Source organism: Delftia sp. GW456-R20 (assembly GCF_001622915.1).
Lineage (GTDB): Bacteria > Pseudomonadota > Gammaproteobacteria > Burkholderiales > Burkholderiaceae_C > Comamonas > Comamonas acidovorans.
Genome location: NZ_LWCN01000004.1, coordinates 2,105,821 through 2,121,441, shown reverse-complemented (window position 1 = coordinate 2,121,441; position 15,621 = coordinate 2,105,821). Strand labels below are relative to the sequence as shown.

The 15,621-nt window shown below is 68.7% G+C and carries 15 protein-coding genes; 6 read left to right on the top strand and 9 right to left on the bottom strand.

The window, feature by feature from the left end; translation table 11 throughout:
* Window positions 1-45: 45 nt before the first annotated feature.
* Window positions 46-810, bottom strand: coding sequence for an alpha/beta fold hydrolase (locus A4F85_RS14765; RefSeq protein ID WP_063327009.1), 765 nt, complete (start codon window positions 808-810; stop codon window positions 46-48).
* A 103-nt stretch (window positions 811-913) separates the two neighbouring features.
* On the opposite strand from A4F85_RS14765, the gene A4F85_RS14760 reads away from it, so the two are divergent.
* The 4 genes from A4F85_RS14760 (at window position 914) to A4F85_RS14745 (ending at window position 6,090) form a co-directional block, all read left to right on the top strand.
* Window positions 914-1,282 carry a DUF2946 family protein gene (locus tag A4F85_RS14760; RefSeq protein ID WP_063327008.1) on the top strand — a complete coding sequence of 123 codons (369 nt, stop codon included), beginning with the start codon at window positions 914-916 and terminating at the stop codon, window positions 1,280-1,282.
* Window positions 1,283-1,406: 124 nt separating this feature from the next.
* Entirely contained in the window at window positions 1,407-2,072 is a 666-nt protein-coding gene (locus A4F85_RS14755; protein WP_043823733.1) for an SCO family protein, read from the top strand.
* Window positions 2,069-4,111 carry a TonB-dependent receptor family protein gene (locus A4F85_RS14750; RefSeq protein WP_063327007.1) on the top strand — a complete coding sequence of 681 codons (2,043 nt, stop codon included), beginning with the start codon at window positions 2,069-2,071 and terminating at the stop codon, window positions 4,109-4,111. Before A4F85_RS14755 ends, A4F85_RS14750 begins: the two co-directional genes overlap by 4 nt.
* 140 nt (window positions 4,112-4,251) lie before the next feature.
* The gene (locus A4F85_RS14745) at window positions 4,252-6,090 is read left to right on the top strand and encodes a sensor domain-containing diguanylate cyclase (RefSeq protein ID WP_063327006.1); all 1,839 of its coding nucleotides are present in this window, start codon (window positions 4,252-4,254) and stop codon (window positions 6,088-6,090) included.
* A 63-nt stretch (window positions 6,091-6,153) separates the two neighbouring features.
* Here A4F85_RS14745 and A4F85_RS14740 read toward each other — a convergent pair whose 3' ends face one another.
* Window positions 6,154-6,921 carry a hypothetical protein gene (locus tag A4F85_RS14740; RefSeq protein ID WP_063327005.1) on the bottom strand — a complete coding sequence of 256 codons (768 nt, stop codon included), beginning with the start codon at window positions 6,919-6,921 and terminating at the stop codon, window positions 6,154-6,156.
* A gap of 22 nt (window positions 6,922-6,943) precedes the next feature.
* A complete protein-coding gene (locus A4F85_RS14735; RefSeq protein WP_442856604.1) occupies window positions 6,944-7,471 on the bottom strand; it encodes a low molecular weight protein-tyrosine-phosphatase in 528 nt (175 codons plus the stop codon).
* Here A4F85_RS14735 and A4F85_RS14730 point away from each other — a divergent pair.
* Window positions 7,407-7,742 carry a hypothetical protein gene (locus A4F85_RS14730; RefSeq protein ID WP_231890554.1) on the top strand — a complete coding sequence of 112 codons (336 nt, stop codon included), beginning with the start codon at window positions 7,407-7,409 and terminating at the stop codon, window positions 7,740-7,742. The genes A4F85_RS14735 and A4F85_RS14730 overlap by 65 nt on opposite strands.
* Before the next feature lie 120 nt (window positions 7,743-7,862).
* Here A4F85_RS14730 and A4F85_RS14725 read toward each other — a convergent pair whose 3' ends face one another.
* The 6 genes from A4F85_RS14725 to A4F85_RS14700 form a co-directional block, all read right to left on the bottom strand.
* Window positions 7,863-8,186 carry a hypothetical protein gene (locus A4F85_RS14725; RefSeq protein ID WP_063327002.1) on the bottom strand — a complete coding sequence of 108 codons (324 nt, stop codon included), beginning with the start codon at window positions 8,184-8,186 and terminating at the stop codon, window positions 7,863-7,865.
* A 25-nt stretch (window positions 8,187-8,211) separates the two neighbouring features.
* Window positions 8,212-8,622, bottom strand: a complete 411-nt coding sequence (locus A4F85_RS14720; RefSeq protein WP_043823658.1) for a GNAT family N-acetyltransferase — start codon at window positions 8,620-8,622, stop codon at window positions 8,212-8,214.
* Window positions 8,623-8,712: 90 nt separating this feature from the next.
* A complete protein-coding gene (locus A4F85_RS14715; protein ID WP_063327001.1) occupies window positions 8,713-10,317 on the bottom strand; it encodes a hypothetical protein in 1,605 nt (534 codons plus the stop codon).
* 129 nt (window positions 10,318-10,446) lie between these two features.
* Window positions 10,447-10,788, bottom strand: coding sequence for a nitrite reductase small subunit NirD (gene nirD / locus A4F85_RS14710; RefSeq protein WP_013803814.1), 342 nt, complete (start codon window positions 10,786-10,788; stop codon window positions 10,447-10,449).
* Window positions 10,789-10,836: 48 nt separating this feature from the next.
* Window positions 10,837-13,353, bottom strand: coding sequence for a nitrite reductase large subunit NirB (gene nirB, locus A4F85_RS14705; protein ID WP_063327992.1), 2,517 nt, complete (start codon window positions 13,351-13,353; stop codon window positions 10,837-10,839).
* 242 nt (window positions 13,354-13,595) lie between these two features.
* A complete protein-coding gene (locus tag A4F85_RS14700) occupies window positions 13,596-14,603 on the bottom strand; it encodes an AraC family transcriptional regulator (protein WP_063327000.1) in 1,008 nt (335 codons plus the stop codon).
* 162 nt (window positions 14,604-14,765) lie between these two features.
* Here A4F85_RS14700 and A4F85_RS14695 point away from each other — a divergent pair, with 162 nt between their 5' ends.
* Complete coding sequence (locus A4F85_RS14695; protein ID WP_016454322.1) at window positions 14,766-15,614, top strand: TauD/TfdA dioxygenase family protein; 849 nt, start codon at window positions 14,766-14,768, stop codon at window positions 15,612-15,614.
* Window positions 15,615-15,621 lie beyond the last annotated feature (7 nt).

Below are 15,621 nucleotides of genomic sequence, written 5' to 3'. Positions count from 1 at the left end.
AGCGACTTCGCTCAGCCCCCATCCCGCCCGGGTGGGACTGCAGATCTAGCGGACCTGCGCGACAAAGTCGCTCACCAACTGCGCAAACTCCACGGGCATTTCCACGGCACTCAAATGCGCGGCGGGCAGCGACACCAGCTGCGCGCCCGGAATCTGCGCCTGCATGTCCTCGGACAGGGCAGGCGGCGTGGCCTCATCGCGACTGCCCGCAATGAGCAGCGCGGGGCAGGCGATGCGCCGGTTGCTCTCGCGAAAATCGATGCCGCCCACGGCCGCACAGGCGGCCGCATAGGGCTTGGCCGCCAAAGCCTCCAGCCCAGCGCGCAAGGAGGCCACGCGGGCCGCCTGCCCGGTGCGGAACTCGGGGGTGAACCAGCGCTGCATGGCGCCGTCGGCAATCACCGCCACGCCCTGGTCGTGCACGGTGGCAATGCGCGCCTGCCAGCCTGCGCGCGCGGCCTCGTCGTAGTAGCTGGCCGAATTGGCGATGGTGATGCTGCGCACCAGCGCCGGATGGCGCACGGCCAGGGCCTGGGCCGTCATGCCGCCCATGGACAGGCCCACGAAGTGCACCGGCCCCTGGCCCAGCGCCTCGATCACGCCGGCTGCGTCGTCTGCCAGGTCGTTCATGTCGAAAGCCTCGCCGATGGCGGGCGAGCGGCCGTGGCCCCGGTGGTCGTAGCGCACCACGGTGAAGCGGTCTTCCAGCGCCTGGGCAACGCCGTCCCACATCTGGAGGTCACAACCGAGCGCGTGGCTCAGAACGAGGGCCGGGCCTTGGCCCTGCTGCACAACATGGAGTTTCGACATGGCGGTCACTGCTTGGGGAAAAGGCGATTATGGGATGGCCCATGCGGGCAGGCGGCTACGGATACCACGCATATCCGGCAGCTCAGCCCCATAATCCCCAGCCATGCACGCCCTGCGCAACTCCGTCTCACTGGCCCGCCTGGTCATGGCGTGGTTCGCGTTGACGCTGGGCCTGGCCATTGCATCGCCCCTGGTGCACCCGCAGGCCATGGAACTGGTCTGCACGGCTGGCGGCAGCGTCAAGCTGGTCGTGGTCAACGGTGAAGAAGGGCAGGCGGTGTCTGCCCAGCATTCGCTGGACTGCCCGCTGTGCCTGGCGGTAACGCCGCCGCCCGCGCATGTCTCCCCCTCCTGGGCGCAACCGCAGCCGCTGGGCCGCGCGCTGCAGCCCATCGTCTCTGCCCGCATTGCCTCCCTGGTCGGCGCGCCGCTGCCGCCGCGCGGGCCTCCCATGCTGCTGCTGATCGCCTGAGCCCTCGGCTGCTGTGCAGCGCTGTCCCGCGCTGTCTGGCCGCTGGCCTGTCTCAGAACATTGCCGCATCGGCCGGGCGCAGCCTTGGCGGTGCGGCTTCGCCAAGATTCCATGCAGGGATGCCATGTTCCGTTCCGATTGCCATGCGGCGCCGCAGCGCGCCGCCGATTTTTCTTCGACCCTCCCATCCGTTGCTTGCGTTGCCCTGTCTCGCCGCGCCTGCCTTGGCGGCGGCCTGGCCGCACTGGCGCTGCTGGCCGGCTGCAAGCCCGCCACCGTGCCGTTCAAGGGCATAGACCTGACCGGCGCGCAGTACGGCAGGGACTTCCGCCTGCGCGATGCCGATGGGCGCGAGCGCACGCTGGCCGACTTCAAGGGCCTGGCCCTGATGGTCTTTTTCGGCTTCACCCAATGCCCCGATGTCTGCCCCACGGCGCTGACGCGCGCGCTGGAAATACGCGAGCTTCTGGGCGCCGATGGCGCCCGCCTGGCCGTGGCCTTCATCACCATCGATCCCGAGCGCGATACGGCCCAGGTGCTCAAGGCCTATGTGGGCGCCTTCGACCCCGGCTTTGTCGCGCTGCGCGGCGACGAGGCGCAGACGGCCGAGGTCGCCAGGGAATTCAAGGTCTTCTACAAGAAGGTGCCCACGGGTGCGTCCTACACCATGGACCACTCGGCCATCACCTATGTCTTCGATCCCGAGGGCCGGCTGCGCGTGGCGTTCCGCCATGAGCAGGACGCGCAGGACTGCGCGGCCGATCTGCGCCAGATCCTGGGGGCTGCATGAAGAGCTTTGCACTTTCTCTGGCCGGCGCCGCAGGCCTTTGCGCCGCATCCTCCGCCCTGGCCCAGGCAGAACCTGTTCTTGCGGATGTGGAGGTGCGCGCCCGCGGCGCCGCCGCCACGCCCGAGGCCCGCGCCGCCCAGGCCGTGCAGGCTGCGCGCGATGAACTGTCGCAGCGCGCAGGCGGCACGGCCGTCATCGATGCAGCCAGCTACGCGGCCGGGCGTGCCAGCACCGCCGCCGATGCACTGGCCTACGCGCCCGGCGTGCTCGCACAGACGCGCCACGGCCCCGAGACGCGGCTGTCCATCCGGGGCTCGGGCGTGCAGCGCGGCTATCTGATGCGCGGCATACAGCTGTACCAGGACGGCATACCGCTGAACCAGGCCGATGGCGCGGCGGACTTCCAGTCCATCGACCCCATGGCGGCCCAGCATGTCGAGGTCTGGCGTGGCGCCAATGCGCTGGAGTACGGCGCCAGCAGCCTGGGCGGCGCGATCAACTTTGTCTCGCCGACCGGGTTGACGGCACCTGCCGCATCGCTGCGGCTGCAGGCCGGATCGTTCGGCCAGCGGCAGGCCCAGGCCCAGCTGGCGGGTCGTGGCGAGCGGGTGGATGGCCTTCTGAACATCGGCCGCAGCGAGCAGGACGGCTGGCGCGAACAGTCGGCCTGGCGCACGCAGCGCCTGTCCGGCAATGTGGGCCTGCAGCTCACCGATACGCTGGAGCTGCGCGCCTTCCTGTCCCATGTGGATGCCGACATGCAAATGCCCGGAAGCCTCACGCGCGCGGCCATGCTGGCCAATCCGCGCCAGGCCGCGCCCGGCTATGTGGCGCAGGACGCCGGCAACAACTACCGCCAGACGCGCGGCGCCCTGCGCATGGACTGGCAGCCGCGCGAAGGCCTGCGCTGGACCACCTCGCTGTTCGCCGCGCAGCGCGACCGCTTCCACCCCATGACCATGGGCATCGTCCAGCAGGACATGCGCGACACGGGCCTGGACTCGCGCCTGGTGGCCGAGCTGGGGCAGGGCGGCGGCCTCACGCGCAGGCTGGTGCTGGGCTTTTCCAGCGCGCAGCTCGATGGCGATGAATGGCGCTACACCAATGCGGGCGGCGCGGCCGGCACGTCCACGGGGCGCACGCGCGTGAAGGCGCAGCAGGACGTGGTCTATGGCGAATACAGCCATGGCCTGAGCACCCGCTGGACGCTGCAGGCCGGCCTGCAGTTCGTGCGCGCCCAGCGCCGCCAGGACAATCTGCTGGCGCCCGCCTCCAGCTACGACGTGGATTTCAGCCACACCTCGCCCAAGCTGGGCCTGCTGTTCGCGGCCACGCCCACGTCGCAGTGGTACGCCAACATCAGCGGCAGCTTCGAGGCTCAGCCCATTGGCGAGCTGGTCTACCAGCCTTCGCTGCCGCTGGGGCGCGCGCAAAGCGCAACCACGGTGGAGGCCGGCTGGCGCGGCCACGGCGAGGCCCTGGCCTGGGACGCCGCCATCTACCACTCGCGCGTGCGCCGCGAACTGCTGGCGCTGACCGACGCCAGCGGCGCGGCCCTGGGCACCACCAATGCCGACCGCACCATCCACCAGGGGCTGGAGCTGTCCATGCAGGCACGGCTTGCGCCGCGCTGGTCGCTGCGCACCCAGTACCTCTACAGCGACCTGCGCTTTGACAACGACGCCGTCTACGGCCGCCGCCGCCTGGCCGGCATTCCACCGCACCTGCTGCGGGCCGAGCTGCAGTGGAAGGCCACGCAGCAGGTCACGGTCGCGCCCGGCCTGGAGTGGCTGCCCTCGCGCACCTGGGTGGACCATGCCAACACCGTGGCCTCCGATGGCTATGCGCTGCTCAACCTGCGCTTGAGCGGGGCGCTGGGCGATGGCTGGAGCTGGTTCGTCGAAGGCCGCAACCTGACCGACCGGCGCTATGCCGTGACCACGGCCGTACAGGCCAATGTGCGCGGCGTGGACGGTGCCTATTACTTTCCCGGAGATGGCCGGGCCGTGTACGCGGGCCTGAGCTGGCGCATGCCCTGAGGGGGGCCGGGCGCAGCGCCGAAAGGCGCCGCTGCCATGGCGTGCGATCTGGCATGGAGTGCTCCTGCCTTGTGCTAAAAATGGGCCGGTCCATCCACCCCGATGCCCATCCAGCAAGTAGGAAAGGGACACCCGGCGCCATGAAGAGGCTTCTTTCCGACAAGGTGCTCCTGCGCCTGGTGCTCGGCAACCTGCTGGTGGCCGGCCTGCTGGGCCTGGCCACCTGGTTGAGCCTGCGTGCCAACCACCAGGCTGACCTGGACCTGGGCGTGGCCGTCACCCGGAACCAGGCCCGCAGCCTGAGCCTGGAGCTGAACGCCGAGATGCGGCTGGTGGACAACGCCCTGGCCACAGTCGCGGGCCGCTACCGCAGCCGGAGTCTGGAAGGCGCGGACGTGGCGGCGCTGGCCCTCTATGAAATCCTGCAGGAGCAGCGCGCCCTCGTTCCCTTCGTCACGGCGCTGCGCGTCACCGACGCCAATGGCCAGGTCCTGCAGAGTGCGAACGAGGAGGAGCCGTCATTCTCCGTGGCCGAGCGAGGCTACTTCGACCGGGCGCGCAACACCGACCGCATGGTGGTCTCCGACCCGCTGGTCAGCCACTCCTTCAAGAAATGGGCCATCGTGCTGGCGCGGCGGCTGCAATCCGGCGATGGGGATTTCCAGGGCATCGTCTACGCGGTCGTCGCGGCCGAGCATTTCCAGTCGCTGTTCCGCCGCCAGGCCTTCGGGCCCGACAGCGCCATTGCACTGCGTTCGGACAAGGATCTGCTGGTGGCCCGCTACGCGGCAGGCGATCCCCAGCCCATGGCCGGCATCGGCGGCTCGGAAGTCTCGGGCGAGTACCACCGGGCCCTGGCCGATGACCGGGAGCTTGGCTGGTACATCACGCCCACGCTGCTCGATGGCGTGGAGCGCATCACGGCCTACCAGCGCCTGGCCGGCTATCCGCTGACCGTCTTCACCGGCCTGGGCACGGAAAGCTACCTGGCGGGGTGGCGCGCATCGGCCTGGCGTGCCTGGGCGCTCACGGGCCTGAGCATCGCGCTGATCGCGCTGGGTTCGGTCAGCCTCTATCTGCTGCAGCAGCGCGAACGCGTGGCGCGCATCCGGCTCGCCGAGCTGCTGCGCCAGCAGGAACTGTTCATGGACAACGACCTCATCGGCATCGCCCGCCTGCGCGAGCGCCGGCTGCTGTGGACCAACCAGGCCCTGCAGCGCATGCTCAAGCGCCCGGCCGGCGAGCTGCTGGACCACTCGGCGCGCATCCTCTACCCGGACGAGGAAACCTACGAACGCTCCGGCGAACTGGCCTATGGCGCACTGCGCTCCAGCGGCAAATGCCACGCCCAGATGCAGCTGCAGACCAGCGATGGCAGCCTGCTCTGGGTCGATGTGAGCGGCGCAGGCCTGGCCGATGGCGAATCGATATGGGTTTTCGTGGACATCGACGCCCTCAAGCGCGGCGAGCAGGCGGCCCAGCACCAGGCATTGCACGACGTGCTGACCGGCCTGGCCAACCGCCGCGCGCTGCAGGCGCGGCTGCAGCGCGCGCTGGCCCAGGCCAGCGGCCCCGGCCAGCTGGCCGTCTGCTTCATGGACCTGGACGGCTTCAAGCAAGTCAACGACACCGAAGGCCACGACGCCGGCGATGAAGTGCTGCGCATCATCGCCCGCCGCCTCACCACCCAGGCCCGCGAAACCGACTGCGTCGCCCGCCTGGGCGGAGACGAATTCGTGCTGCTGCTGGACGAACTGGCCTCGGCCGACGACGCCCGGCAGATCATGCAGCGCTGCCTGGCCGCCATCCGCCAGCCCATCCGACTGCACAGCGGCGCCACCGTGCAGGTCGGCGCCAGCATGGGCATCGCCCTCAATGCCTCCCGGGAAGATGCCACCCAGCTCCTGCAGCGCGCCGACGAGGCCATGTACGCGGCCAAGCGCGCGGGCAAGGGGAGGATTGTGCTGGCGGGCGGGTAGGGATTTTGGGGCTATGCCGCCGTTGTGATCGGGGCAGTTGCCGGGGCAGGTGGGGCCTTGGGCTCAACAAGGCAAGACCTCGAATGCCGAGCCAAAAGACGACGCAAGGCCGTTGATGGCCCGTGTGCACACGCGTGCCCGGTTGAATGCGATGTCGCACAGCAGCGCGATGGCAAAGGCCAGATAGGCCATGTAGGCCAGGCCGATGTAGGTGCCAAACACAATGGTGTGCAGCCAGTCCTGTGCGAACAGATACAGCATGGCAGTCACCGCCGAGGCGGTCACCAGCACGATGGCGGGCAGTGCCAGCTGCAGCCCCGCCCGCCTGCGTCGCGCCGTCACGCCGGCCAGGGCCAGAAACACCAGCGCATTGGACGCAGTGAAGATCCTGAACTCCCGCACCAGGCTGGCCGTGGTCTGGTGGTAGGCCGACTCGATGAGTTCCACCAGCCGGGCGCGCATCTGGATCAGCGATGCCAGCTGGGTGGCTTGGCGCTGCTGCGTGTAGACGGCATTGCGCTTGCGGCATTCGCAGTCAGCACGGCGCATGTCGGTCATGACCGAGGCCAGCTTGTCGGGAATGCCGGCCTCGATCTCGCGCCGCACTGCGGCGATCTCGCTATCTGTCCTGCCCAGCGCCTCCTGGGCCAGACCCGCCATGCGCGAGCCTGAAAGCGCATCCAGCTGGGTGCCCAGCCTGCGCTCGATCTCGATGCGGATGATCTCCTTGCCCAGGTTCTCGACCAGCAATGGCGAGGAAAACGACAGGGCGAAGGCTGCGCCGAACACAAGCGTGCCCAGGATGCCGAAGCAAAGAATGAGGGTTCGCATGCGCAAGCGGTGCCGTGGCTTGTCAACCCTTGCGCGGCGCCATGCCCAGCGTGGCCAGCAGCCCCGCGCAGGCGTCCTCCACCAGGTCCAGCACGTCCTCGAAACCCCGGTCGCCGCCGTAGTAGGGGTCGGGCACTTCGCGCGCGGTGTGCTCGGTGCAGAACTCCGTCAGCCGCTGTACGCGGTGCCATTCGGACTCGGGGCAGATCCTGCGCGCTGCAGATTCGTTGGCGCCATCCATCACCAGCACCTGATCGAATGCCGTGAAGTCCTCGGCCTGCTGCTGCCGCGCGCGCTGCTGCGAAAGGTCATAGCCGCGCCGCGCGGCATGGGCCTGGGAGCGGTGGTCGGGTGCCTCGCCCACGTGGTAGCCGTGCGTGCCTGCAGAGTCCACTTCGATGCGGCCCGCCAGGCCCGCGTCGGCCACCATTTTCTCGAGCACGCCGTGGGCCGTGGGGCTGCGGCAGATGTTCCCTGTGCAGACCATGAGGATTCTTTTCCTCTTTGTGGCTGGCCTGCTGCCAGCTGACTGTTCCCGAATCTGTTCCATAAACCTCCCTGTGGGTAACGGGCTTCACGACATCTCGATGGCCTGCGATGCCAAGGCGCTCGCCGGCATTTTCCACGCCCCGCACCTGATCTGCCGGGCCGCTTATGCTGCGCCCATGGTGGAACTGCTTTGTTTCTGGATGACCCGGGTGGGTGCGGCCCTGCTGGAGTTGCGGTTGCTGCGCAGCAGCGACGGCGGCTTCAGGGTGATGCTCATCACGGTGGCCATCGTGGTCATCGTGTGCCTGGCGTTGCTGTCCTTCTACGCCTGAGCCCGCAGGGCGGGCACGGGCAGGCGCCCTGCGGGCGGATTTCATGGTGCCGCGCCGCCGGCACGGGACGTGGCTGAACTCAATGCAGCGCCATCTTGCACGCCAGTGCGGATTCTTCGATCACGGCGGAATCGATGCATCAATCATGTGCGGCCCGGTGATCTTCTGCGACGGGATCCAGACCAGGTAGGACCTCCACATGCCCCGATCATTGCAGTACACAAGGTACTCGCCTGGGTCCAGGCGGCTCTCCCGGTATTGGAATTGCACGCAGCCGATAGCTTGGTTCTTGCCGAGCGCGATGGCGATGTCTCGGCTGAAATCAGTTTTCCACGGACCGGGATAGCGCTCGGTGAGCGGCACACTTTTCGGCGCAGGCACAAGGAAGGCCACCGCCAAAAACGCTGCGGCGATCACTGCCGCTGCTCTCAGTTTGTTGTTCATCTCTGTCTAGATCGGGCCTCTGCAGTCAAACAATGCGCAAGGACATGCCCGCCTTTTTGGGCAGCAGGGAGGGTTCGAACCCATAGCGGCGATAGAACTCCGGCGTGCCGTGGTCGGCCATGAGGCTGACATAGGCCGTGGGCAGGGCATTGCCGTGGATGTACTGCATCAGGCGCTGCATGATGAGGTGGCCCAGGCCCTTTTTCTGGTGCTCGGGGATGACAGCGATGTCCACGATTTCGAAGAAGCACCCACCGTCTCCGATCACGCGGCCTATGCCAACTGGCGTTGCATCGGCATAGACGACCACGCTGAACAGGCCGTTTTTCAGGCCGATGGCGGCCGCCTCGGGCGACTTGCGGCTCAGGCCGGCAGCCAGCCGGATCTGGATGTAGTCCTGGACGGCGGGGACGTGGTCTTCAATGCGGTAGTTCATGGATGGTGAGGGCGCCAGGGGCATATCGGAGGATCGGCAGAGCGCCATCATAGGCAGGCGTCTGCCGAGAGGGAGGGCAGATCGCCGCGCTCAGTCCCAGCGATCGATCGTGTAGGCCTGGGTCCATCCATTCGAGACGACTCGCAGCGATGCGGGATAGGCATTGCCCTGGTCGCGCAGGTCAATGCCCACGGCAGAGCCTTCGGCCAGGCCGGCCATGGTGACTGCGTTGGAGTGCGCCTCCACCGTGGCGCGCACGCCGTGCAGCTCGGCGCGCAGCAGGCTGGGGAACAGCGCGGCACCCACGTTGCGGGTTTCGCGCGCACCGTCCAGCAGCAAGATGATGCCGTCGCCCTGGTGCTTGAAGCGTTCGCCATCATCGTCCCAGCGGGCCGGCAGCCGGGTGATACCCGCCACGCTGACCCAGCCTTCACTCAGGCCGAACTGGGCCGCGGGGGAGCCGCCGCTCCACACATACCAGGAGAACGGATGGTCCCACTGGAACAGGCGCGGCGCGTCTTCGTTCACCGCCGTGGTGATGCCGATGAAGGGGTTGGCCGTGGCGCGGATCTGTACCTCGATCTGCTCGGCCGTGGGGATGATGGTGCGCACGAATTTCTGCAGCATCATGGTGATGGCGGGCGTGGCCATGCCTGACTTGGGCTGTGCGGCGCCTTTGGGCAGAACATGCGCAAAAAGACCGTTGCCCGTGCGTGGGGCGGGCTCGCGCCTGCGCGGCGTCCAGGTCTTGGGCACTTCCTCGAATCGGGCCATCCGGCGCGGCAGGGCAGGTGCCAGGCCCAGCTGCTCGAACACTTTCTCTGCCTGCGCAATGCCGCCGGCGGTGGGTGCCGCCTGCGGGCGCTGGTAGCGCAGCGGGTGCATTTTTGCGGCGAACGCGCGCGAGACGTCGGCGTAGCTCTTGCCCGCCGCGATGTCCTCCAGCAGCGTGCCGATCATGGAGCTGCGCGGATGGCAGAAGCCGGCCGGCGCCGAGGCAATGGCGCGCCAAAGAATGTTGTCGGCTGCCTGCGGGCTCCTGGCCTGGGCGCGGTCCGTGTGCAACTGGTGCAGGAACTCGGCCTGGCCCAGCACCCGTTCGGCGCCGTAGAGCTGGTCGGAGCGCAGCAGCTGCAAGGCGGTGGCCACATGGTCGCTGTGGAAGTCGCCAAGGGCGCGCTCCAGGGTGCTGAAGTCTTCGCGCCTTTCCGCCATCTTCTGGCCTGCGGTCAGCAGCGTGCGCTTGAATTGCAGCGCCTGCGGCACCGTGACGTGCATGTGCGGATGCCCGCCCGCCTGGGGCCGGCCCCACACGGCAGGGGTGGCGAGGAAGACGCCACGCACGGTGGCGCGGCGCACGGCGGCGGCCATGGCCGCCACACCGGCACGGTGGATGCCGGGCGCATCATCGCCCCACAGCAGCGGCGTCTGGCGGCCGTCGGCCGCAAGGGTGACCAGGCCGCCAAAGCGGCGCACGAAATTCTGGCAGCAGCTGCAGGTATGGCGCTGGCGCAGTTCGGCAGGCAGGGCGGCCAGATAGTCGTCGAACAGGCCGGTGGCCGTGGTGTCGAAGACCTGGTCGCCGCCCTCCTTGAGTCTGGCCTCGAAGCGGGCCTGCAGGCCGTGGAGAAAATCTGCGTAGCTGTGTTCGTCGCCCCCGTTGTGGGCTGCGGCGTCCGGATTCCCTGCGTTCATATCCACCCTCATGCATCTGTCGAGGCGGCAATGATGCCCGACCGGCAAAGGTGGAATGCAAGGCAGATGGCTCTACCGCGCCATCACGGGACGCGGGGAACCCCTCCCCATGCTGATCTGACCGAGACCTCAGTGCAGCGCCACCATCAACTGCCCATTCTCATTGCGCACCGCATGGGCGCGCACAGAGTGCTCGGGCGCCTCCAGGCATTCGCCGGTGGCCAGGTCGAAGTGGTGCTTGTAGATGGGCGAGGCGACGACGACGCGCTCGCCCAGGCTGCCGACCAGGCCGCGCGCGAGCACGCTGGCGCCGCAGCGCGGGTCCACGTTGTCTATGGCGTAGAAGCGGTCTTCGCCAAGGCGAAAGACCGCCACATGCCGGCCTTCGACCAGCGCGCAGACCCCCGTGTCGGGGACGATGTCGCGGGTGGCGCAGACGGGCATCCACTGTTCTTGGGCGGGGTGTGTCATGGCGGTGCCTTGTCGGTGGTGTGGGTGCGGGCCGGGATCAGGCCTGGATCAGACCAGGGCCTCGCTGCGCTCTTCGCTGCGCGCCGGGCGGATCTGGCCGCGCTCCTGCACGAAGACGATGTGCTCGTCGGGCTGGTCGCTGTTGATGAAGCTGCGAAAGCGCTGGCGCACTTCGGGCGTGGTGACGGCGGTCTTCCACTCGCACTGGTAGGTGTCCACCACATGCTGCATCTGGGCCTCCAGTTCGGCGCCCAGGCCCAGGCTGTCGTTGACCACCACGTCCTTGAGGTAGTCCAGGCCGCCTTCCAGGTTTTCGCGCCAGGTGCTGGTGCGCTGCAGGCGGTCGGCCGTGCGCACGTAGAACATCAGGAAGCGGTCGATGAGCTGCAGCAGCCTGTCCTTGGACAGGTCGGAGGCGATCAGCTCGGCATGGCGCGGCTTCATGCCGCCGTTGCCGCAGACGTAGAGGTTCCAGCCCTTGTCGGTGGCGATCACGCCCACGTCCTTGCCCTGGGCCTCGGCGCATTCGCGCGTGCAGCCCGAGACGCCGAACTTGATCTTGTGCGGCGCGCGCAGGCCCTTGTAGCGGTTTTCCAGCTGCACGGCCAGGCCCACGCTGTCGTCCACGCCGTAGCGGCACCAGGTGGAGCCCACGCAGCTTTTGACGGTGCGCAGCGACTTGCCGTAGGCATGGCCGGACTCGAAGCCGGCCGCGATCAGCTCCTCCCAGATCAGCGGCAACTGCTCCACGCGCGCGCCGAACAGGTCCACGCGGGCGCCGCCCGTGAGCTTGGTGTACAGGCCGTATTTCTTGGCCACCTGGCCGACGGCGATCAGGCCGTCCGGCGTGACCTCGCCGCCGGGCATGCGCGGCACCACGGAGTAGCTGCCGTCCTTCTGGATATTGCCTAGGTAGTAGTCGTTGCTGTCCTGCAGGCTGGCCAGCTGCGGCTGCAGCACGAATTCGTTCCAGCACGAGGCCAGGATGCTGGCCGCCAGCGGCTTGCAGACATCGCAGCCCAGGCCCTTGCCATGGCGGTGCAGCAGCTCGTCGAAGGTCTTGATGCCGCCCACGCGCACCAGGTGGTACAGCTCCTGGCGCGAGTGCGGGAAATGCTCGCAGACATGGTTGTTGACGGCCATGCCGCGCCTGGCCATCTCGGCCTTCATGACCTGGGTGGCCAGGGGCACGCAGCCGCCGCAGGTAGCGCCGGCCTGGGTGCAGGACTTGAGCTCGGCCATGGTGCAGGCGCCTTCGCCCACGGCTGCGCAGATCTGCGCCTTGGTGACGTTGTTGCACGAGCAGATCTGCGCCGTGTCGGGCAGGGCGTCCACGCCCAGGCCGGGCTTGGCCTTGCCGTCGCTGGAGGGCAGGATGAGGAACTGGGGCTCCTCGGGCAGGGCGATGCTGTTGAGCGTCATCTGCAGCAGCGTGCCGTACTCATCGGCATTGCCCACCAGCACGGCGCCCAGCAGCTGGCGGCCGTCCTCGCTGACCACGATCTTCTTGTAGACCTGCTTGCGCTCGTCGATGAACTGGTAGTTGCGGCTGCGCGGCGTCTTGCCCTGGGCGTCGCCGATGCTGGCCACATCCACGCCCATGAGCTTGAGCTTGGTGCTGAGATCGGCCCCGCCGAAGGCGGCCTCGGCCTCGCCCGCAATGTGGCGGGCCGCCACGCGCGCCATGTCGTAGCCGGGTGCCACCAGGCCGAAGGTCTGCTCGCGCCAGGAGGCGCATTCGCCAATGGCGTAGACGCTGCGGTCACTGGTGCGGCAATGGTCGTCCACGGCCACGCCGCCGCGCGGGCCTATGGCCAGGGCGCATTGGCGCGCGATCTCGTCGCGCGGGCGGATGCCGGCGGAGAAGACGATCATGTCGGTCTCCAGGTGCGTGCCGTCGGCAAACACCATGCGGTGGCGTGCCGTGGCGCCGTCGGTGATCTCCAGCGTATTGCGGCCCGTGTGCACCTGCACGCCCAGGTCCTCGATCTTGCTGCGCAGCACGCGGCCGCCGCCGTCGTCCACCTGCACGGCCATCAGGCGCGGGGCGAACTCGACCACATGGGTCTCCAGGCCCAGGTCGCGCAGGGCCTTGGCGCATTCCAGGCCCAGCAGGCCGCCGCCCACCACCACGCCGGTCCTGGAGCGCGCGGCCGATGCCTGCATGGCCTCCAGGTCCTCGATGGTGCGGTAGACAAAGCAGTGCGGCCGGTCGCGCCCCGGCACGGGCGGCACGAAGGGCGCCGAGCCCGTGGCAAGCACCAGCCGGTCGTAGGCGATGACTTCGCCATCGGCCGTGGTCACGGTGCGCTCGCGCCGCTCCACGGCTGCCGCCCTGGCCGCCAGGCGCAGCGTGAAGCCGCTGGCCTCGAAGAAGCCGGGCGCCACCAGGCTCAGGTCCTCGGCGCTCTTGCCGGAGAAGAATTCCGACAGGTGAACACGGTCGTAGGCGGCGCGCGGCTCCTCGCACAGCACGGTGACGTTCGCGTCTGCCACGCCCAGGGCATGCAGCTGCTCGAGAAATTTGTGGCCCACCATGCCGTGGCCGATCACAACGATGTTCATCTGGCGTCCTGCGTTGCGCATCCAGTGTTTTGCGGGCCGCAGGCCAGGGCCAGCGGGTCAGGGCAGCCAATGCAAGTGCCGTGCCAGCACCGCGGCGCGGTGCCTGCCCGTGGTGCACGCTGTCTGGTGCGCAGACAGCGTGCACCGCAATGCGCCCGCCGCACCGTGCAGGGGCGGGGTGCGCCGTGGTGGTGCGTCAAGTGCGATCAAGTGCGCCAAGTGCGCCAGGAACGCTGGGTGCGTCAGGCGCGAGGCAGTCCCTGCGCGCGGCTGCGCCAGGCCTCGGGCGCGCAGCCGAATTGCGCAGCGAACCAGCGCGTGAAGGCGCTGTGGCTGGCATAGCCGAGCATGGACGCGATCTGGCCCACGCTGTAGTGGGGATGGTCCAGGTAGCGCAGGGCCAGTTCGTGGCGCACTTCGGTCAGCAGCTCGCTGAAGCTCAGGCCTTCGCGGTCCAGTTCGCGCTGCAGCGTGCGCAGGCTGCGCCCCATGCCCTGCGCCACGCCTGCGCAGGTGGCGTTGCCCGAGGGCAGCAGCAGGTAGATGACCCGGCGCGCCTGGTGCCCCACGGAGGCGGCACGGTGGGCCGGCATGGCCTCCACCAGCCGCAGCGCATAGCGCGCCAGCGCGGGGTCGGCCAGCGGGTTGGGCTCGTCCAGGTCGGCGGCGCGGCAGGCGATGCCGTTGAACTCGGCGCCGAACGTGATGCGGCAGCGGAACATGCGGCGGTGCTCGGACAGGTCGGCCGGTGGCGCGTGGCTGAAGCTGACGCCCTGCGGCCGCCAGCGCTCGCGCAGCAATGCCTCGCACATGCGCCACAGCACGCCCATGGCCAGTTCCACGGACTGGCGCATGGCGCCGTGCAGGACGAAGTCCTCGCGCAGGATGACGATGCCCCCTGCATCCTCCAGGTGGATCAGCAGCGATTCGTTGACCAGGTGCATGTGCGCGACCAGCGTGTCCAGCGCATGGCGCAGCGTGGGCTGGTGCAGCAGCAGCAGGCTCACGGCGCCGAAGCTCGACAGCTGGCGGTGCCGGGCCATGCGCAGGCCCAGGGACTCGCAGCCCGTGGACTGGGCCGCGTCTTCCAGCAGGCGCGCGACGATGGCCACGTCGATCAGCTGGTCCTGCTCGCGCAGCAGCGCGGGCCGCAGGCCGGCCTGGCGCAGTGCCTTGTCGGGGTCGCCGCCCAGTTCGCGCATGACGTCCGAAAAATGGGTCAAGGCCGCCGCGCGCACCATGGTGACCATGCTTGCCCTCCTGTCAGTCCGTGGCCTGGTGGCACGAAATGCAAAGAGGATGGCATGGCTTGCATAGTCCGCGGAACCGGGTTTTCCTACATTGCAGAGACCGGCCCCACGCCGGGCGGACCGTGCCGCCACGGGCCTTCACAACAATGACAGGAGACAGGCATGCGCATAGAGCCCATGACATGCGCCATCGGCGCCGAATTGCTCGGCGTGCGGCTGGCCGACGCGGTGCGCGACGACGCGCTTTTCTCGGAGATCCGGGCGGCGCTGCTGCGCCACAAGGTGCTGTTCCTGCGTGACCAGGGCCTGGCGCGCGCCGAGCACGTGGCCTTTGCGCGGCGCTTTGGCGAGCTGGAGGACCATCCGGTGGCCGGCAGCGACCCCGAGCATCCGGGCCTGGTACGCATCTACAGGACGCCCGAGCAGCCCAACGACCGCTACGAGAATTCCTGGCACTGCGACGCCACCTGGCGCGAGGCGCCGCCCATGGGCTGCGTGCTGCACTGCGTGGAATGCCCGCCCGTGGGCGGCGACACCCTGTGGGCCAACATGGCGCTGGCCTACGAACGCCTGCCGGATGCCGTCAAGGCGCTGATCGCGCCGCTGCGCGCGCGCCACAGCATCGAATGCACGTTCGGTGCGGCCATGCCCATCGAAAGGCGGCTGGCGCTCAAGGCCCAGTACCCCGATGCCGAGCATCCCGTGGTCCGCACCCATCCCGAGACCGGCGAGAAGGTGCTGTTCGTGAACGGCTTCACCACGCATTTCACCAATTTCCATACGCCCGCCAATGTGCGCGTGGGCCAGGACTTCACGCAGGGCGCCTCCGGCCTGCTGCAGTACCTGATCGGCCAGGCTGCCATTCCCGAGTACCAGGTGCGCTGGCGCTGGCGGGCGGGCAGCGTGGCGATCTGGGACAACCGCGCCACCCAGCACTACGCGGCCATGGACTACCCGCCCAGCCACCGGAAGATGGAGCGCGCGGGCATCGTCGGCACGCCGACCTTCTGAACCACGA